The organism is Streptomyces coeruleoprunus (genome assembly GCF_039542925.1).
GTDB lineage: Bacteria > Actinomycetota > Actinomycetes > Streptomycetales > Streptomycetaceae > Streptomyces > Streptomyces coeruleoprunus.
Genome location: NZ_BAABIT010000001.1, coordinates 4845701 through 4863864, shown reverse-complemented (window position 1 = coordinate 4863864; position 18164 = coordinate 4845701). Strand labels below are relative to the sequence as shown.

Below are 18164 nucleotides of genomic sequence, written 5' to 3'. Positions count from 1 at the left end.
TGACGCTCAGCGGTATCACCCGCCGCACCAGGTGACCAGGTCACCTCGGCACGGGCGTGAACATGGTGCTCGGCTGGTACCAGTTGCTGCACTCGGTCACCTTGGCCCCGGCCTTGGTGGTGATGTCGGCACAGGTGCGCCACCAGTAGTCGCCGTACGCGACATTGTTCTCGGTGTGTGCGAAGGCCGGCTGGGCTGCCTTCTTGCCGTACGGGCCGGTCCAGGTGGTCGGGTTCGGGCCGGTGGTGGCGCGTTCGAACCACACGTAGTGAACGGTGCCGCCGTTGCGCCTCTCCGCGTACCCGAGCATGGTCTTCTCCGGCCGGCAGTAATTCCACATCATGCCGATCCGGGTTTCGGGCCGGAAGTCGTACTCCTGCCGGAAGCCGTTGAACGGCATACCCGCATTCTTCTCGCAGTCGTACTCCACCGTCGTGACCTGCGGCTGCACGGTCGCGGCGGACGCCTGGACCGTGCCCAGGCCCATGACACAGACGGCTGCCGCTGACGCGGCCAGCATGCGACGAAGCACGCTGTTCCCCCTTCGGAACTGAATGGTCGTTTTCCTCCGCCATCCTTCGATGGCCGCTACAAGAGATCCAGGAAGAAAAGGCGGCAGAAGTCGCCGATTATGCCTGTCCGGAAATCACCCCTTGACCGGACATAAATCAGGGTCAAGAGATCGAATTCATCCGGCGCCAGGACGCGCGGAAGCCGCCGTAGCCCGCCTCAGCGGCATGGAGCGGCGCCGGAACATCGGGCCGGCCCCCACCGGCCGACGGCCCGCCATGCCCCCAATTGCAGCAATTTCGGCCAGAACGGCGCGGTCATGACAACGACACAGAACCGACGCCGCACGTTCACACAACGGTGACCGTGTCCATGTCACTCTCCCCTTGCCGCACCAGTCAACTCGCGTAGACACAACCCAGGTTCTACGCGTGTCACCGCAACGGGAAAGGACTCCCCCACCCTCATGTCCTCGCCAATCCCGCGCTTCGTGCGCCGCTGGAAGATCCCGGTCATCGCCGCCGCGCTCCTCGTCGGCACCGCCGCGCCCGCCGCCTCGGCGGCACCGGCCGGTGTGGAGGGCGCGCAGACCGCCGCCACCGTCACCGCGTACGACGACACCTACTACCAGGGCGCCATCGGCAAGTCCGGTACGGCCCTCAAGAGCGCGCTGCACACGATCATCAGCGACCAGAGCAAGATCTCGTACTCCGCGGTCTGGGAAGCGCTGAAGGTCACCGATCAGGACCCGAACAACACCGGCAACGTGATCCTGCTCTACTCCGGCGTCTCCCGCAGCAAGTCCCTGAGCGGCGGCAACACCGGGAACTGGAACCGCGAGCACGTGTGGGCCCAGTCGCACGGCGACTTCGGCACCTCGGCCGGCCCGGGCACCGACCTGCACCACCTGCGCCCCGAGGACGTGACCGTCAACAGCATCCGCGGCAACAAGGACTTCGACTGGGGCGGCTCCGCCGTCAGCGGTACGTACACCAGCTACACCGACTCCAACTCCTTCGAGCCGCGCAACGCCGTCAAGGGCGACGTCGCCCGCATGATCCTCTACATGGCCGTCCGCTACGAGGGCGGTGACGGCTGGCCCAACCTGGAGCCCAACGACTCCGTGAACAACGGCAGCACGCCGTACCACGGCCGTCTGTCCGTGCTGAAGCAGTGGAACGAGCAGGACCCGCCGGACGCCTTCGAGCAGCGCCGCAACGAGGTCATCTACGGCACCTACCAGCACAACCGCAACCCGTTCATCGACCACCCGGAGTGGGTCGAGGCGATCTGGTGACCGCGGCGCCTACGTGTGCGTGGGCGCGAACATCCTGAGCACGGCCTGCAGGACGACCACGGACGGGCCGGGGGTGGCCAGAGCCGCCTCCAGGTCCGTCCGTAGCGTTTCCGGGGTCGTACGGGCCGCGGGTACGCCGAAGGACTCGGCCAGGGCCACGAAGTCCGGCCGGGTCAGCTCGGTGCCGGTGGCCTCGCCGAAGGTGTCCGTCATGTACTCGCGCAGGATGCCGTAGCCGCCGTCGTCCACGATCAGCCACGTCACGGGCAGGTCGTGCTGGCGGGCGGTGGCCAGTTCGGCGATCGAGTACAGGGCGCCGCCGTCGCCGGACACGGCCAGGGCGGGGCGGGTCGGGTCCGCCACGGCGGCGCCGAGCGCGGCGGGGTAGGCGTAGCCGAGGCCGCCCGCGCCCTGGGCCGAGTGCATGGTGTTCGGGCGGCGCGCGTCGAAGGCGGACCAGGCCCAGTAGGACAGGATCGTCATGTCCCAGAAGGCGGGCGAGTCGTCCGGGAGGGCGGCGCGGACCGCGGCCAGGACCTGCTGTTCCCGCGCCAGGTCCTGGGCGTCGAGGCGTGCCCGTACGCGGCCCAGCAGCGCCCGTACCCGCTCGGGGGCCGTCGGGTCGTGGCGCTCCTCGACCGTCTCCAGCAGGGCCGACAGCGCCAGGCGGGCGTCCGCGTGGATGCCGAGGGCAGGGTGGTTGGACTCCAGCTTGCCGAGGTCGGCCTCGATCTGGATCACCCGGCCGCGCGGCGCGAACGTGTGGTAGTTCGAGGAGAGTTCACCCAGGCCCGAGCCGACCACGAGCAGGACGTCGGCGTCCTCCAGGAAGTCCGTCGTGTGCCGGTCCTCCAGCCACGACTGGAGGGACAGCGGGTGCGTCCAGGGAAAGGCGCCCTTGCCGCCGAAGGTGGTGACGACGGGCGCGTCGAGCCGCTGCGCGAGCGCGCGGAGCTTGCCGGAGGCGTCGGCGCGGACGACGCCGCCTCCCGCGATGATCGCGGGGCGCTCGGCGTTGCTGAGCAGGTGTGCGGCGAGCGCGGTCAGTTCCGGGCGGGGCGGCAGCTCCTCCGGGGTGGCGTCCACGGCCGTGACGACCGGCAGGGCGGTCGGGGCGTTCAGCACGTCCTGCGGGATCTCCACCCACACCGGCCCGTGCGGGGCGGTCAGCGCGGACTTCCAGGCGGCGGCGATCGCCGAGGGGATCTGCGAGGCCGTCCGCACGACGTGGACGGACTTCACGATGTCGCGGAACGAGGCCTGCTGGTCGCGCAGTTCGTGCAGGTGGCCGTGGCGGCCGCCGCCGAGGCCGGCCACGGGGACCTGGGCGCCGATCGCGAGGACGGGCGCGCTCGCGGCGGCCGCCTCCTGGAGCGCGGCGAGCGCGGTGAGCGCGCCGGGCCCCGCGGACAGCAGCAGCGGCGCCGCCTCTCCGGTGATCCGGCCGTACGCGTCGGCGGCGAAGCCGGCGTTGTTCTCGACGCGCAGCCCCACGTACCGCAGGTCGGAGCGGCGCAGCGCGTCGAACATGCCGAGGGCGTGCTGGCCGGGGAGGCCGAAGACCGTGGTGGCGCCGAGGCCGCGCAGGGTCTCCATGACGAGGTCGCCGCCGATCCGCCCGGCCGGCGGGTTGAGGGCGGCCTCGGTCTGCGCGGCGGTGGGCCGCAGCACCAGGTCGTGGTCATGGGTCATGGTCCGTGCTCCGGTCTCCGTACGGGATGGAACGCCACCGGGCCGGGGGGCCGGGTCGGTGCCGTCACCGGCCGCGGGCCCGGGTCGGTGCCGTCACCGGCCGTGGCGCCGACCGGTGACGGCACTGGCCGTGGCGCCGACCGGTGACGGTAGCGGGCCTACGGCCGGTGACGGCATCCGGGTTACTGCGCGCCGCCGGAGCGGGCCGCGGCGATCTGCCGCGACATGATCGTCGTCAGCTCGTACGCGGTGTGGGAGGCGGCGACCGAGGTGATCTCGGCGTGGTCGTACGCCGGGGCGACCTCGACGACGTCCGCCGAGACCAGGTTGCAGGAGGCCAGGCCGCGCAGGATCTCCAGCAGCTCGCGGGAGGTCATGCCGCCCGCCTCGGGGGTGCCGGTGCCGGGGGCGTGGGCCGGGTCGAGGCAGTCGATGTCGATGGAGATGTACAGCGGGCGGTCGCCGATGCGCTGGCGCAGCTGGTCGGCGATCTCGTCGGCGCCGCGCCGGTAGACGTCGGCGGAGGTGACGATGCCGAAGCCCATCTTCTCGTCGTCGGTCAGGTCCTGCTTGCCGTACAGCGGGCCGCGCGTACCGACGTGGGACAGCGCCTCGGTGTCGAGGATGCCCTCCTCGACGGCCCGGCGGAACGGGGTGCCGTGCGTGTACTCGGCGCCGAAGTAGGTGTCCCACGTGTCGAGGTGGGCGTCGAAGTGGAGCAGGGCGACCGGGCCGTGCTTCTTGGCGACGGAGCGCAGCAGCGGCAGGGCGATGGTGTGGTCGCCGCCCAGGGTCATCAGGCGGGCGCCGGTGGCGAGGAGGTCGTCGGCGGCGGCCTCGACGGTCTCGACGGCCTCGTTGATGTTGAACGGGTTGACGGCGATGTCACCGCCGTCGGCGACCTGAGCGAGGGCGAACGGGGAGGCGTCCTGCGCCGGGTTGTACGGGCGCAGCAGGCGGGAGGCCTCGCGGATGGCGTTGCCGCCGAAGCGGGCGCCGGGGCGGTAGGAGACGCCCGAGTCGAAGGGCACGCCGATGACGGCGACGTCGGCGGTGCCGACCTCGTCGAGGCGGGGCAGCCGGGCGAACGTCGCGGGACCGGCGTACCGCGGGACGCGGGAGGAGTCGATGGGGCCGCGGGGCGTCTGCTCGGTGCTGCTCATGGTCGCCTTCTTTCCTGCGCTTCGTCGGGTATGAGACCGACGGTACGAGCGCGGAAGCCCGGACTGAAGTGTACGTTTCCTCCATACGTGCGATGTGGAGTGGAGGAATCATCCATGAGGGGCCGTCCATGACGCAGCCGCCTGTGCCGTTCGCGCCGCCCGTCCGGCTGGCCGCGCTGCTGGCCCGCGAGGAGCTGGGGCTGCGGCTGGTCGCCGGCGACGCCGGGGCGGGGCTGCACTGGGTCCACACGACGGAGATGGCCGACCCGTACCCGTATCTGCTGGGCGGTGAGCTGCTGCTGACGGCCGGCGTGCAGCTGACCGACCCGGAGCGGTTCGCGGCGCGGGTGGCCGAGGCGGGCGCGGCGGCGCTCGGCTTCGGGGTGACGCCGGTGTACGACACGGTGCCGGACGCGCTGGTCGAGGCGTGCGCGCGGCACGGGCTGCCGCTGGTGGAGGTGCCGCCCGGGACTCCGTTCACGGCGGTGGCCCGCGCGGTGTGGGCGCTCATGGTGGAGGCCCGCCACCAGGAGCTGCGCCGCCTGACGGACGCCCAGCGGGCGCTGGCCACGGCGGCGGCGCGCCCGGACCCGGTGCCGGCGGTGCTGCGGGTGCTGGCGGCACGGCTGGGCGGGCGGGCCGCGCTGTACACGCCGGAGGGCGCCGAGTACGCGGCGGCCGGGCGGGGGCTGACCCCGGAGGAGGGGGCGGCTCTGGAGCACGTGGTCGGGGTGGTGGCCGGGGCGGCCCGGCCGGCGTCCGCGACGGACCGGGTGGCGGGGGTGCGGCTGGTGGCCTACCGGCTGGGCGCGGCGGCCGGGCCGGAGGGGCTGACGCTGGGGCTGGCGATGGCCCGCCACGAGGAGGCCGACCAGCGGATCGCGGAGACCGCGATGGTGCTGCTGTCGCTGCTGACGGCCCCGCACCAGGGCGCCGACGAGGCGACCCGCTCCACCGCGCTGGTCCGGCTCCTGCTGGGCGCGGCGGTGGAGGAGGTGGCGCCGCTGCTGGGCGAGGCGCCGTGGACGGTGGTGCACGCGCGGGGCGCCGATCCGCAGGCGCCGCCGCCGGCGCTGGGCAGCCCGCTGGTGGACGTCCACGACGCCGGCGTGCGCGTACTGCTTCCGGCGGGCCGCGAGGTGGCGCCGTACCCGGGCTGGACGCTGGGCGTGAGCGCCCCGGCCGCGGCGGAGGACCTGGTGGCGGCCGACGCGCAGGCGGCGCGGGCGCTGCGGCGGGCGGAGGCCGCGCACTCGGGTCTGGCCCGGCACCGTACGGGCGGGTTCGCCGCCCTGGTGGAGCCGCGCGAGGCTGCGGCGCACGCCCGGGCGCTGCTGGGGCCGCTGGAGGACTCCCCCGCACTGGTGGAGACGCTGCGGGTGTGGCTGTCGCTGCACGGCAGCTGGGACCGTACGGCGACGGCGCTGGGGGTGCACCGCAACACGGTGCGGCAGCGGATCGCGCGGTGCGCGGCGCTGCTGGACGCGGATCTGGAGGACGCCCAGACGCGGATGGAGCTGTGGTTCGCGCTGGGCTGGTGGTGACCGGACACGGTGCCGCCGGAGAACCGACCGGGCGCCGGCGGCGGGCGTGGTGAGAGCCGACCGGGCGTGGGCGACCGGCTCGTAGTGAGGTCCGACCCCGTCGCCTCCGCGGGCTGGTTGTGAGCTGAACAACCCTGGACAGGCAAAGCGACTCCCCGGTAACTTCGCTATGAGCAAGCGCTTAGTCGAAGTCGGATCCAGGCCGGAAGGGGCGTTGTCGTGCGCCGTACCGTATTCAACGAGGACCACGAGGCGTTCCGGGAGACCATCCGGGCCTTCATCGAGGCCGAGGTCGTACCCGTCTACGACGAGTGGTTCGCCGCGGGCCAGGCGCCGCGCGACTTCTACCACAAGCTCGGTGAGCTGGGCCTCTTCGGCATCAACGTGCCGGAGGAGTTCGGCGGCGCGGGCCTGGACACCCACAAGTTCGAGGCGGTCCTCTACGAGGAGACCGCCCGCGCGGGCGTCCAGTTCGGCGGCTCCGGCGTGCACGTCCTGCTCGCCCTGCCGTACATCAAGATGCTGGCGAGCGACGAGCAGAAGAAGCGCTACCTGCCGAAGTTCGTCAGCGGCGAGGAGATGTGGGCGCTCGCGATGACCGAGCCGGGCACCGGCTCCGACGTCGCGGGCATGAAGACCACCGCCAAGCTCTCCGAGGACGGCACGCACTACGTCCTCAACGGCGCCAAGACGTTCATCACCGGCGGCGTCCACGCCGACCGCGTCATCGTGTGCGCCCGCACGTCCGCCCCGACCGAGCAGGACCGCCGCTTCGGCATCTCCCTGTTCGCCGTGGACACCAAGTCCGAGGGCTACTCGATCGGCCGCAAGCTGGACAAGCTCGGCCTGCGCACGTCCGACACCGCCGAGCTGGCGTTCGTCGACGTCAAGGTGCCGGTCGAGGACCTGCTCGGCGAGGAGAACAAGGGCTTCTACTACCTGGGCCAGAACCTGCCGTCCGAGCGCTGGGGCATCGCCTTCGGCGCGTACGCGCAGGCCAAGGCCGCCGTCCGGTTCGCCCAGCAGTACGTGCAGGAGCGCACCGTCTTCGGCAAGCCGGTCGCGCACTTCCAGAACACCAAGTTCGAGCTGGCCGCCTGCCAGGCCGAGGTGGACGCCGCCGAGGCCGTCGCCGACCGCGCCCTGGAGGCCCTGGACGCGGGCGAGCTGACGCCGGCGGAGGCCGCGAGCGCCAAGCTGTTCTGCACCGAGGTCGCGCACCGCGTGATCGACCGCTGCCTCCAGCTGCACGGCGGCTACGGCTACATGAACGAGTACCCGATCGCCCGCCTGTACGCGGACAACCGCGTCAACCGCATCTACGGCGGCACGAGCGAGGTCATGAAGTCGATCATCGCCAAGTCGATGGGCCTGTAAGCACCGGTGAGCGAAGCACTGGACGATCTCCTCGACCTGCTCGACCTGGAGCGGGTCGAGGAGAACATCTTCCGGGGCCGGTCGCGCAGCGCGATCGTGCCCCGGGTGTTCGGCGGCCAGGTCGCGGCGCAGGCACTGGTCGCGGCCGGCCGCACGGTCCCCGACGACCGGATGGCGCACTCCCTCCACGCGTACTTCCTGCGCATGGGCGACCCGGGTGCGCCGATCGTCTACACCGTGGACCGGATCCGCGACGGCCGCTCGTTCACCACCCGCCGGGTCGTCGCGGTCCAGCACGGCCAGCCGATCTTCCACCTCTCGGCGTCGTTCCAGACGTACGAGGAGGGCCTGGAGCACCAGGCGGACATGCCGCCCGCGCCGGACCCCGAGACGCTGCCCACGGCGGAGGAGGCCCTCCCCCGCCACGCGCACCTCTTCGCCCACCCCAGCGTCGCCGAACGCATGCTGGAGGCCCGCGCGGCCGTCGACCTCCGGTACGTGTCCGAACCGCCGTACGCCACGGCGGGCGAGCCGCGCGAACCGCGCTCCCAGGTGTGGTTCCGCACGAACGGCAAACTGGCCGACGACCCGCTCCTGCACGTCTGCCTCGCGACGTACGTCTCCGACATGACGCTGCTCGACTCGGTGCTGCTCGCGCACGGGCGCGGCGGCTGGGCGGTCGGCGACGTGGTGGGCGCGTCCCTGGACCACGCGATGTGGTTCCACCGCCCGTTCCGCGCCGACGAATGGCTGCTGTACGACCAGCACTCACCGTCCGCGTCGGGCGGCCGCGGCCTGGGCCAGGCCCGCATCTACACCCAGGACGGCCGCCTGGCGATCTCGGTCATCCAGGAGGGCGTGGTCCGCGTCCCGCACGACCGCTAGTGCGGTGACCGGAACCTTTGCCGGGCTGCTCGTTGTGCTGGGTGTCAGTGACGACACGGCAGGGGGCAGGCAGGGCACCCCCGGTGAGGGTTCGCCGACTGACCGAGCAGCAGGGGCGGAAGCTGCAGCCCTCGGTGGTGGGGTGGTGGTGTCCAGGCGCTCGTGCAGCGAGCAGAATCCGCTTTTGCGGCGCCGCAGTTCGCCGACCATGCTCACCAGGTCCTTGCGCGAGCGGCCGGAGCGGTCGAGCGCGGCCGCCACCAGGGTGTCGCCGGCGGCGAGGACGGAACAGCAGTGCTCTCGCCCGAACGCTTCAGCGTCGGCGGCGGTTGAGCACCCCGATGAGAACGGCAAGGTCGGCGGCACCGGCCGGGTCGTCCGCGTAGCGGGTGGTCTGGAGAGGGCCGACCTCAGGAAGGACGATGTCCTCCCGGGCCAGAACATGGACCAAGGTCAACAGCGCGGCACGGGCATTGCCATCGGTGAAGGGATGGAAGAACGCCACATCGAGGTAGGCGCGGGCCGCGCGGGCCGCCAGCGGGATGTCCGGGTCGGTCGTCTCGCGCAGGCAGGAATCGAAATCGGCCTGCGTCCGAGAAGTCAGGCCGTAGCGCTCGCGGTCGCCCTTCGCATAGGCGTCGCTCACGCGGAACGGTGCCTCTGTTGCGGCAAGGATTTCGCGCTGCCAACCGGCAAGCAGAGCGAAGTCCAGTGGGGTGCGCCGTGCGGCATCTTCTCGGGCCAGGGCATGTGCGGCGAGCAGGCGCTCGGCGCGAATCGGGTCGCGCCGGCGCACCGGTCCCTCGCACCAGGACCGGAACCCATCGCGGTCGGGCGCGACCCGCTGTAGGGCCGGTGCGCCTTGCCAGTCGACCTCACGGCGCACGCGCAGCCAGACCGAAAGGCTGTCAGTAGCGGTCATGGAGATCCTCCAGCGCCGCCCTTTCACGGTGGTCCCGGTACGGGGCGTGGCCGGTGAGGCCGGCGGCCAGGTCCTCGCCGACGGATTCGATCAGCGTCCGTTCCGGGGTGACCCAGCTCTTGAACCGGCCACCGATCGCGTTCTCCACCGCTCGCGCGGCTTCGGCTCGGTCCATGCCGGTGCTGGTGAGGAACCAGCTCAGGACGATTGAGGCCTGGCCGTGCCAGCCGCCCTCCGCGCCCGAGTCCAGCGTGTGGGTCACGAGCCGGACGCAGGCCCGCTCCAGGTGCCAGCTGCGATCCTCGGGTGAGGCGTCCGACGGCGGCGCCAGTTCGGCGAAGCGCCGGGCCGTCCGCTCCAGCCACTCCCGCCACTCCAACAGTGCGGCGACGACGCGTGCCGCGGTCTCGTCGGGGGTCGTCACCGAGCTTGGCCCACTGACCCAGTTGCCGATGGGCCCGCCGTCGCGGTAGCACCACCTCCACCCCCAGGCCCAGGTGCCGTATCGCTCCCGGATGACCGCGTCCACCTGGCTTTCACACCAGCGTTCGCCCTGCCACCAGCCGGCCATACCGGAGAGCACGGGTGGCACCCACTCGCGGACCAGCGAGCGGAGGTGGGACTCCTCGTCCTCGTCCCAGGCGAACGGGTGGCGGGCCGGGTCGAATGCATCCCAGTTCCGAATGCCCTCGTAGGTGATGGGGGGCACACGGTTCTCGGGGAAGGGCAGGGTGTCACGGTTGTACGTCAGCGCTGGCCACTCTTCCTGTCCGATGTGATCGACCCACCAGTCTCCGCTCGAAGCGCCCGGGATCGCGAACGGATTTTTCGAAGACGCGATCGCGTCGATCACCTGCCGGTGATCACGCCACCGCCCACCCCGCTTCGGCGTCCGATCCGGCAGCAACGGCTCGATCCGAGCCCACTGCCCATCGGTCGACGACACGCATCGGCCGACGATCGGATGATCCGAAGGAAACGCCTCAGTCCACCCCGGGCGGAACGCGCGTGGCCTGGTGGTAGTACATCCGCCAGCCAGCCGCCCCGTCCCCCTTCCGCCAGATCGAGCTGTGCCTGGTCCTGAGCTCGCCGAGCATGGTCTCGAACGTCAGGTGCACCAGACCCGGCGCGAGCAGCACTCCCGAGAACTCCGAGGGCTCGAAGCGCGGGGCGTCCGCCGAACTGCCCGGGTGGTCGGGCAGTTCGGCCAGCATCGCCTCATACGTCCAGCGCCGCCCCGACCCGCCGACTTCCACGAACTCCGGGTCCAGCAGCCGTCCGGCGAGCTCCCGCGAAGAGCGCACCCGCGGATCCATGAGCCGCAACTCGCCCGCGATCGCCTGCTGCACGTCGTCCGTCGCACCGTTCATGGACGCATCCTCGCTCGGCGCACCGGTCCCTCCGCAACCGCGTTGATCCGCCGCACGGCGCTCACAGCAGTCCGGCCGCGTCCAGCAGGTAGGCCGTCATGGGCTCGTAGAAGCGCGGGTCGAGGACGTGGTCGTCGAGGGGGACGGCGACCTGGAGGGTGCCCTCGGCCTCGGCGATGAAGAGGGCCGGGTCGTTGCAGTCGGCGTAGCCGACGGAGTCGATGCCGCGCTGGCCCGCGCGGCCGGCCCAGCCGTGGTCGGCGACGACCAGGTCCGGCCGGACGTCCAGGTGGTCGAGGATGGCGTTCATCGGCTCGGGCGAGTGGGTGTGCCAGAGCGTGGCGCCCCGCTCGAAGACGGCGACGTCGGCGAACTGCACGACGTACCCCTCGTCGGCGGTCAGCCCGCCGGGGATGCGGACGATGTCGCAGCCCGCGGCGCGCAGGGCGGCGGCCGTGCGGCTGTGGACGTCCAGGAGGGCGCCGGGGTGGCCGGTCGCGAAGAGGACGCGCTCCTTGCCGGCGGCGGCCTTGCGCAGGCGCGCGGCCATGCGGTCGAGACCGTCGACCGTCAGTTCGGGGTCGATGGTGTCCTGCCCGACGCGGTGCTCGGGGTCGTCGTTCACGCCGCACCGCTCGGCCATCACGGCGAGCACGTCCTGCTCGTCGGTCCAGCGGTCGCCCAGCTCGAGCCCCAGCCAGTAGTGGCGGTCGCCGTTGGCGAGCTTCCGGTAGTGGGAGAGGTTGTTGTCGCGCGGGGTGGCGACGTCCCCCGCGATACGGGTACGGACCAGGTGCTCGACGAGGACGGGGCGACTGGGTATCGGCATGGCCCCATTGTGCCGTCCGCCACGGGGCGTGGTCGCGGCATTCCGGCGGGTGGACGTGTCGGGCCACCACCGGCCGTGGCGGGCGCCGCCGCGGCAGCGGCATCCCGTCGCCGGGGCTGCGCCGCCCCGGCGGATCCGGACGCGGCTCCCCCGGCGCCCAGATGGGTCAGGACGCGACGCTCAGCGAGTCGAATGCCCCGTGGGCCAGACGGCGCAGCAGGTCCTCCGTGGCGGTGCGGGCCGGGAGAGAGCCCTCCGTGTGGGCCGGGCCGAGGTGCGGGGTGGAGTTGAGGAGGCCGAACACGGCGTGCACGGCCGCCCTGGCCTGGGTCTCCGTCTGCTCCGGGTAGAGCTTGCGGACCACGTCGACCCACAGCTCGACGTACTGCCGCTGGAGCTGGCGGACCAGCTTGCGGTCGGTGTCACGGAGGCGGTCCAGCTCGCGGTCGTGCAGGGTGATGAGCGAGCGGTCGTTGAGCGCGAAGTCGATGTGGCCGTCGATGAGCGCGGCGAGCAGCGCCTGCGGGTCGCCGTCCGACTCCTCGACGCGGCGCCGGCCGCCGTCCAGGAGCCGTTCGCTGATCCCGACGAGCAGCTCGGCGAGCATCGCGTCCTTGCCCGCGAAGTGGCGGTAGAGCCCGGGGCCGCTGATGCCGACCGCCGCGCCTATCTCGTCGACGCCGACGCCGTGGAACCCGCGCTCGGCGAAGAGGCGGGCGGCCTCCTTGAGGATCTGCTCGCGGCGCGTGGGGGCGTCGGTCCTGGTGCTCATGGGATCGATTCTAGACAACGCGGTTAGCGCTCGTTAACCTGAAGGAAACGAGTTAACGATCATTAACTCACGGTCGTACGGGCAAGGGGGCTCGACACGATGCAGCAGGCACCTGTGCTGGCCGGCGCGGCTGATCCCGCGTCGGCGGCCTGGCAGGCCAACGAGGCGGCACACCGGGAGCTGGCCGACGACCTGCGCGCGCGGCTCGCCGCGGCCCGGCTCGGCGGTGGCGAGAAGGCACGCACGCGGCACACCGCACGCGGCAAGCTGCTGCCCCGGGACCGCGTCGACACGCTGCTGGACCCGGGCTCCCCGTTCCTGGAGCTGGCCCCGCTGGCGGCCAACGGGATGTACGGGGACCAGGCGCCCGCCGCCGGGGTCATCGCGGGCATCGGGCGGGTCTCCGGGCGCGAGGTGGTGGTCGTCGCCAACGACGCCACGGTCAAGGGCGGCACGTACTACCCGATGACCGTCAAGAAGCACCTGCGGGCCCAGGAGGTGGCGCTGGAGAACCGGCTGCCGTGCGTCTACCTGGTCGACTCGGGCGGCGCGTTCCTGCCGATGCAGGACGAGGTCTTCCCCGACCGGGAGCACTTCGGGCGGATCTTCTACAACCAGGCCCGGATGTCCGGCGCCGGGATCCCGCAGATCGCCGCCGTGCTGGGCTCCTGCACGGCCGGCGGGGCGTACGTGCCGGCGATGAGCGACGAGGCCGTGATCGTCCGCAACCAGGGCACGATCTTCCTGGGCGGCCCGCCCCTGGTGAAGGCGGCGACCGGCGAGGTCGTCACGGCGGAGGAGCTGGGCGGCGGCGAGGTCCACTCCCGGGTCTCCGGTGTCACCGACCACCTCGCCGAGGACGACGCCCACGCCCTGCGGATCGTGCGGAACATCGTCGCCACGCTGCCCGCGCGCGGCCCGCTCCCCTGGTCCGTCGAGCCGGCCGAGGAGCCGAAGGTGGACCCGGCGGGCCTCTACGGTGCGGTGCCGGTCGACTCGCGCACCCCGTACGACGTGCGGGAGGTGATCGCGCGGATCACCGACGGGTCGCGGTTCGCCGAGTTCAAGGCCGAGTTCGGGCAGACCCTCGTCACCGGCTTCGCCCGGATCCACGGCCACCCGGTCGGCATCGTCGCCAACAACGGCATCCTGTTCTCCGAGTCCGCCCAGAAGGGCGCCCACTTCATCGAGCTGTGCGACCAGCGCGGCATCCCGCTCGTGTTCCTGCAGAACATCTCCGGCTTCATGGTGGGCCGGGACTACGAGGCGGGCGGCATCGCCAAGCACGGCGCCAAGATGGTGACGGCCGTGGCCTGCACGCGGGTCCCGAAGCTGACCGTCGTCGTGGGCGGGTCGTACGGCGCGGGCAACTACTCCATGTGCGGCCGGGCCTACAGCCCCCGCTTCCTGTGGATGTGGCCCAACGCCAAGATCTCCGTCATGGGCGGCGAGCAGGCCGCGTCCGTGCTCGCCACCGTCAAGCGCGACCAGTTGGAGGCGCGCGGCGAGTCCTGGCCGGCGGAGGCCGAGGAGGAGTTCAAGGCCCCGATCCGCGCCCAGTACGAGGAGCAGGGCAGCGCCTACTACGCGTCGGCCCGGCTGTGGGACGACGGGGTGATCGACCCGATGGACACCCGCCAGGTGCTGGGTCTGGCCCTGACGGCGTGCGCCAACGCCCCGCTGGGCGAGCCCGGCTTCGGCGTCTTCCGGATGTGAGGGACCTGACGACCATGACGATGTTCGACACTGTCCTCGTCGCCAACCGCGGCGAGATCGCGGTCCGGGTCATCCGGACACTGCGGGCCATGGGTATCCGCTCGGTGGCCGTGTTCAGCGACGCCGACGCGGACGCCCGGCACGTCCGCGAGGCCGATACGGCCGTACGGATCGGGCCGCCGCCCGCCGGCGAGAGCTACCTGCGGATCGAGCGGCTCCTGGAGGCCGCCGCGCGCACCGGCGCCCAGGCCGTCCACCCCGGCTACGGCTTCCTCGCCGAGAACGCCGCGTTCGCGCGGGCCTGCGCCGAGGCGGGGCTCGTCTTCATCGGGCCCCCGGCGGACGCCATCTCGCTGATGGGCGACAAGATCCGCGCCAAGGAGACCGTCCGGGAGGCCGGCGTGCCGGTCGTGCCCGGCTCCTCCGGCAGCGGGCTGAGCGACGCCGAACTGGCCGCCGCCGCACGCGAGATCGGCATGCCGGTGCTGCTGAAGCCCTCGGCGGGCGGCGGCGGCAAGGGCATGCGGCTGGTACGGGACGAGGAGCGGCTGGCGGACGAGATCGCCGCCGCGCGCCGCGAGGCGCGGGCCTCCTTCGGCGACGACACGCTCCTGGTGGAGCGGTGGATCGACCGGCCCCGGCACATCGAGATCCAGGTCCTGGCGGACGGCCACGGCAACGTCGTGCACCTCGGGGAGCGCGAGTGCTCGCTCCAGCGCCGCCACCAGAAGATCATCGAGGAGGCGCCCTCCGTCCTGCTGGACGAGAAGATCCGGGCGGCCATGGGCGAGGCGGCCGTGCAGGCGGCCCGCTCGTGCGGCTACCGGGGCGCGGGCACGGTCGAGTTCATCGTCCCGGGCGGTGACCCGTCGGCGTACTGCTTCATGGAGATGAACACCCGCCTCCAGGTCGAGCACCCGGTGACCGAGCTGATCACGGGCCTGGACCTGGTGGAGTGGCAGCTGCGGGTCGCGGCCGGCGAGGAACTGCCGTTCCGGCAGGAGGACATCACGCTGACCGGGCACGCGATCGAGGCCCGGATCTGCGCCGAGGACCCTTCGCGCGGCTTCCTGCCCTCCGGCGGCACGGTCCTCGCGCTGCGCGAGCCGCAGGGCGACGGGGTGCGCACGGACTCGGGACTGAGCGAGGGCACCGAGGTGTCCAGCCTGTACGACCCGATGCTGTCGAAGGTCATCGTCCACGGACCGGACCGGGCCACGGCCCTGCGCAAGCTGCGCGCGGCGCTCGCGGACACGGTGACGCTGGGGGTGCCCACCAACGCCGGGTTCCTGCGCCGGTTGCTGGCCCACCCGGCGGTCGTCGCGGGTGAGCTGGACACCGGCCTGGTGGAGCGGGAGGCGGACGGGCTCGTCGGCGACGGCGTCCCGCCGGAGGCGTACGAGGCGGCCGCGGCCGTCCGGGGGGACGCGCTGCGCGCCCGGCCGGACGCGGGGGGCTGGACCGACCCGTTCTCGGTGCCGAGCGGCTGGCGCATGGGCGGCGACCCGCTGCCCGTCACGCACCACCTGCGGGTGCCGGGGGCCGAACCCGTCACGCACCGCGCCACGGCCACCGGAGGCACGGTGACCGAGGACCGCGTCACCGTCACCCTGGACGGCGTCACGCACACGTTCCACCGCGCCGGCACCTGGCTCGGCCGGGACGGCGACAGCTGGAACGTCCTGGACCACGACCCGGTCGAGGCCTCCCTCACCCGTTCGGCGTACTCCGGCGCGGACTCCCTCACCGCGCCGATGCCGGGCACGGTCACCGTCGTCAAGGTCGCCGTGGGCGACGAGGTCACGGCCGGGCAGGGCCTCCTCGTGGTCGAGGCGATGAAGATGGAGCACGTCATCTCCGCGCCGCACGACGGGACCGTCGTCGAGCTGGACGTCACGCCCGGGACGACGGTCGCCATGGACCAGGTGCTCGCGGTGGTCGAGCCGCACGCCTCCGAGGAGGAGGCGTCATGACCGACGGACTGCCGATGACCGTTCCCGCGCCCGGGCTCCCCGCCCGGGTCCGGATCCACGAGGTGGGCCCGCGCGACGGCCTGCAGAACGAGCCGGGCGTCGTCCCGACCGGGGTGAAGGCCGAGTTCGTGCGCCGCCTCGCCGGCGCGGGCCTGGACACGGTGGAGGCGACCAGCTTCGTGCACCCCAAGTGGGTGCCCCAACTGGCCGACGCCGAGCAGCTGTTCCCGCAGGTGCGCGACCTGGACGTGCGGCTGCCGGTCCTCGTGCCGAACGAGCGCGGCCTGGACCGGGCGCTCGCGCTCGGCGCCCGCGAGGTCGCCGTGTTCGCCAGCGCCACCGAGTCGTTCGCCAAGGCCAACCTCAACCGCACGGTGGACGAGGCGCTGGCCATGTTCGCCCCGGTCGTGGCCCGCGCCAAGGCCGAGGGGCTGACCGTGCGCGGCTACCTGTCGATGTGCTTCGGCGACCCGTGGGAAGGCCCGGTCCCGGTCGAGCAGGTCGTAGGCGTCACGCGCCGCCTCGCCGACCTGGGCTGCGACGAGCTGAGCCTCGGCGACACGATCGGCGTGGCGACCCCCGGGCACGTACGGGCGCTGCTGACGGCGCTCGGCGACGCGGGCGTCCCCGCCTCGGCGCTCGCCGTGCACTTCCACGACACGTACGGCCAGGCGCTCGCCAACACGCTCGCCGCGCTGCAGTACGGCGTGACGACCGTCGACGCGTCCGCGGGCGGCCTCGGAGGCTGCCCGTACGCCAAATCCGCCACCGGCAACCTCGCCACCGAGGACCTCGTGTGGATGCTCCACGGCCTCGGTATCGAGACCGGGGTCGACCTCGGCCGGCTCACCGCCACGAGCGTGTGGCTCGCCGAGCAGCTGGGCCGTCCCAGCCCCTCCCGCACCGTCCGCGCCCTCGCCGGCGCGGCCTCCCACAAGGAGTGACCGATCCATGTCCCTGGACCACCGGCTCTCACCGGAGCACGAGGAACTGCGCCGTACCGTCGAGGAGTTCGCCCACGAGGTCGTCGCACCGAAGATCGGCGACTTCTACGAGCGCCACGAGTTCCCGTACGAGATCGTGCGGGAGATGGGGCAGATGGGTCTGTTCGGCCTGCCCTTCCCGGAGGAGTACGGCGGGATGGGCGGCGACTACCTGGCCCTGGGCATCGCCCTGGAGGAGCTGGCCCGCGTCGACTCGTCGGTCGCGATCACCCTGGAGGCGGGGGTCTCGCTGGGCGCCATGCCCGTCTACCGGTTCGGCACCGAGGCGCAGAAGCGGGAGTGGCTGCCGCGGCTGTGCTCCGGCGAGATGCTGGGCGCGTTCGGGCTGACCGAGCCGGGCGCGGGCTCGGACGCGGGCGGGACGCGCACGACGGCCGTGCGGGACGGCGACGAGTGGGTGATCAACGGCACGAAGTGCTTCATCACCAACTCCGGTACGGACATCACGGGTCTCGTGACGGTCACGGCCGTGACGGGCCGTACGCCCGAGGGCAAGCCGCTGATCTCCTCGATCATCGTCCCGTCGGGCACGCCCGGCTTCACCGTGGCGGCGCCGTACTCGAAGGTCGGCTGGAACGCGTCGGACACGCGGGAGCTGTCGTTCTCGGACGTCCGCGTGCCGGTGTCGAACCTGCTGGGCGAGGAGGGGCGCGGGTACGCGCAGTTCCTGCGGATCCTGGACGAGGGCCGGATCGCCATCGCGGCGCTGGCCACGGGGCTGGCGCAGGGGTGTGTGGACGAGTCGGTGAAGTACGCGAAGGAACGTCACGCCTTCGGCCGGCCCATCGGCGACAACCAGGCCATCCAGTTCAAGCTGGCCGACATGGAGATGCGGGCGCACATGGCCCGGGTCGGCTGGCGGGACGCCGCGTCCCGGCTGGTGCTGGGCGAGCCGTTCAAGAAGGAGGCGGCGCTGGCGAAGCTGTACTCGTCGACGGTGGCGGTGGACAACGCCCGTGAGGCGACGCAGATCCACGGCGGCTACGGCTTCATGAACGAGTTCCCGGTCGCGCGCATGTGGCGGGACTCGAAGATCCTGGAGATCGGCGAGGGCACGAGCGAGGTGCAGCGCATGCTGATCGCCCGCGAACTGGGCCTGTCGGCCTGACG

At 72.4% G+C, this 18164-nt stretch carries 17 protein-coding genes; 8 read left to right on the top strand and 9 right to left on the bottom strand.

Annotated features, from left to right (window positions below):
* Positions 1-40 precede the first annotated feature (40 nt).
* On the bottom strand, positions 41-532 hold the full coding sequence (locus ABEB09_RS21785) for a hypothetical protein (RefSeq protein ID WP_345691592.1): 492 nt from the start codon (positions 530-532) through the stop codon (positions 41-43).
* A 444-nt stretch (positions 533-976) separates the two neighbouring features.
* Here ABEB09_RS21785 and ABEB09_RS21780 point away from each other — a divergent pair, with 444 nt between their 5' ends.
* The gene (locus ABEB09_RS21780; protein WP_345691591.1) at positions 977-1807 is read left to right on the top strand and encodes an endonuclease I family protein; all 831 of its coding nucleotides are present in this window, start codon (positions 977-979) and stop codon (positions 1805-1807) included.
* 9 nt (positions 1808-1816) lie between these two features.
* Here the strand turns inward: ABEB09_RS21780 and ABEB09_RS21775 are convergent, their stop codons facing one another.
* A complete protein-coding gene (locus ABEB09_RS21775) occupies positions 1817-3499 on the bottom strand; it encodes a thiamine pyrophosphate-binding protein (RefSeq protein ID WP_345691590.1) in 1683 nt (560 codons plus the stop codon).
* A 182-nt stretch (positions 3500-3681) separates the two neighbouring features.
* Complete coding sequence (gene speB / locus ABEB09_RS21770; protein WP_345691589.1) at positions 3682-4662, bottom strand: agmatinase; 981 nt, start codon at positions 4660-4662, stop codon at positions 3682-3684.
* 128 nt (positions 4663-4790) lie between these two features.
* Between speB and ABEB09_RS21765 the strand changes: the two genes are divergently transcribed.
* From ABEB09_RS21765 to tesB, 3 genes are all read left to right on the top strand, one after another.
* On the top strand, positions 4791-6206 hold the full coding sequence (locus ABEB09_RS21765; protein WP_345691588.1) for a PucR family transcriptional regulator: 1416 nt from the start codon (positions 4791-4793) through the stop codon (positions 6204-6206).
* 219 nt (positions 6207-6425) lie between these two features.
* A complete protein-coding gene (locus tag ABEB09_RS21760) occupies positions 6426-7583 on the top strand; it encodes an acyl-CoA dehydrogenase family protein (protein ID WP_345691587.1) in 1158 nt (385 codons plus the stop codon).
* Positions 7584-7589: 6 nt separating this feature from the next.
* Complete coding sequence (tesB, locus tag ABEB09_RS21755) at positions 7590-8468, top strand: acyl-CoA thioesterase II (RefSeq protein ID WP_345691586.1); 879 nt, start codon at positions 7590-7592, stop codon at positions 8466-8468.
* On the opposite strand, the gene ABEB09_RS21750 is transcribed toward tesB, so the two are convergent.
* The 6 genes from ABEB09_RS21750 to ABEB09_RS21725 all read right to left on the bottom strand — a co-directional run bounded on the left by ABEB09_RS21750 (position 8352) and on the right by ABEB09_RS21725 (position 12361).
* Entirely contained in the window at positions 8352-8834 is a 483-nt protein-coding gene (locus tag ABEB09_RS21750; RefSeq protein ID WP_345691585.1) for a recombinase family protein, read from the bottom strand. The genes tesB and ABEB09_RS21750 overlap by 117 nt on opposite strands.
* Positions 8782-9390, bottom strand: a complete 609-nt coding sequence (locus ABEB09_RS21745) for a Fic family protein (RefSeq protein WP_345691584.1) — start codon at positions 9388-9390, stop codon at positions 8782-8784. The genes ABEB09_RS21750 and ABEB09_RS21745 overlap by 53 nt, the downstream gene beginning before the upstream one ends.
* A complete protein-coding gene (locus ABEB09_RS21740) occupies positions 9377-10243 on the bottom strand; it encodes a hypothetical protein (RefSeq protein ID WP_345691583.1) in 867 nt (288 codons plus the stop codon). The genes ABEB09_RS21745 and ABEB09_RS21740 overlap by 14 nt, the downstream gene beginning before the upstream one ends.
* Positions 10244-10373: 130 nt before the next feature.
* Entirely contained in the window at positions 10374-10760 is a 387-nt protein-coding gene (locus ABEB09_RS21735; protein WP_345691582.1) for a nuclear transport factor 2 family protein, read from the bottom strand.
* Between the two features lie 61 nt (positions 10761-10821).
* Positions 10822-11589, bottom strand: a complete 768-nt coding sequence (locus ABEB09_RS21730; RefSeq protein WP_345691581.1) for a phosphatase — start codon at positions 11587-11589, stop codon at positions 10822-10824.
* A gap of 166 nt (positions 11590-11755) precedes the next feature.
* A complete protein-coding gene (locus tag ABEB09_RS21725) occupies positions 11756-12361 on the bottom strand; it encodes an SACE_7040 family transcriptional regulator (protein ID WP_345691580.1) in 606 nt (201 codons plus the stop codon).
* A 99-nt stretch (positions 12362-12460) separates the two neighbouring features.
* On the opposite strand from ABEB09_RS21725, the gene ABEB09_RS21720 reads away from it, so the two are divergent.
* From ABEB09_RS21720 to ABEB09_RS21705, 4 genes are read left to right on the top strand one after another with little or no spacing between them, the layout of a single operon-like run.
* Positions 12461-14077, top strand: a complete 1617-nt coding sequence (locus ABEB09_RS21720) for a carboxyl transferase domain-containing protein (protein ID WP_345691579.1) — start codon at positions 12461-12463, stop codon at positions 14075-14077.
* A 20-nt stretch (positions 14078-14097) separates the two neighbouring features.
* Positions 14098-16050: an acetyl-CoA carboxylase biotin carboxylase subunit gene (locus tag ABEB09_RS21715; RefSeq protein ID WP_345694032.1), complete on the top strand. Its 1953-nt coding sequence runs from the start codon at positions 14098-14100 to the stop codon at positions 16048-16050.
* Entirely contained in the window at positions 16047-16994 is a 948-nt protein-coding gene (locus tag ABEB09_RS21710) for a hydroxymethylglutaryl-CoA lyase (RefSeq protein ID WP_345691578.1), read from the top strand. The genes ABEB09_RS21715 and ABEB09_RS21710 overlap by 4 nt, the downstream gene beginning before the upstream one ends.
* 7 nt (positions 16995-17001) lie before the next feature.
* Positions 17002-18162 carry an acyl-CoA dehydrogenase family protein gene (locus ABEB09_RS21705; RefSeq protein WP_345691577.1) on the top strand — a complete coding sequence of 387 codons (1161 nt, stop codon included), beginning with the start codon at positions 17002-17004 and terminating at the stop codon, positions 18160-18162.
* The last annotated feature ends 2 nt before the right edge of the window (positions 18163-18164 follow it).

Coding starts and splice junctions, on each gene's coding strand:
- ABEB09_RS21735 (WP_345691582.1), bottom strand. CDS start 10,760: ATGAACGGTGCGACGGACGACGTGCAGCAGGCGATCGCGGGCGAGTTG.
- ABEB09_RS21705 (WP_345691577.1), top strand. CDS start 17,002: ATGTCCCTGGACCACCGGCTCTCACCGGAGCACGAGGAACTGCGCCGT.
- ABEB09_RS21720 (WP_345691579.1), top strand. CDS start 12,461: ATGCAGCAGGCACCTGTGCTGGCCGGCGCGGCTGATCCCGCGTCGGCG.
- ABEB09_RS21775 (WP_345691590.1), bottom strand. CDS start 3,499: ATGACCCATGACCACGACCTGGTGCTGCGGCCCACCGCCGCGCAGACC.
- ABEB09_RS21780 (WP_345691591.1), top strand. CDS start 977: ATGTCCTCGCCAATCCCGCGCTTCGTGCGCCGCTGGAAGATCCCGGTC.
- ABEB09_RS21710 (WP_345691578.1), top strand. CDS start 16,047: ATGACCGACGGACTGCCGATGACCGTTCCCGCGCCCGGGCTCCCCGCC.
- ABEB09_RS21725 (WP_345691580.1), bottom strand. CDS start 12,361: ATGAGCACCAGGACCGACGCCCCCACGCGCCGCGAGCAGATCCTCAAG.
- ABEB09_RS21765 (WP_345691588.1), top strand. CDS start 4,791: ATGACGCAGCCGCCTGTGCCGTTCGCGCCGCCCGTCCGGCTGGCCGCG.
- ABEB09_RS21715 (WP_345694032.1), top strand. CDS start 14,098: ATGTTCGACACTGTCCTCGTCGCCAACCGCGGCGAGATCGCGGTCCGG.
- ABEB09_RS21745 (WP_345691584.1), bottom strand. CDS start 9,390: ATGACCGCTACTGACAGCCTTTCGGTCTGGCTGCGCGTGCGCCGTGAG.
- ABEB09_RS21730 (WP_345691581.1), bottom strand. CDS start 11,589: ATGCCGATACCCAGTCGCCCCGTCCTCGTCGAGCACCTGGTCCGTACC.
- speB (WP_345691589.1), bottom strand. CDS start 4,662: ATGAGCAGCACCGAGCAGACGCCCCGCGGCCCCATCGACTCCTCCCGC.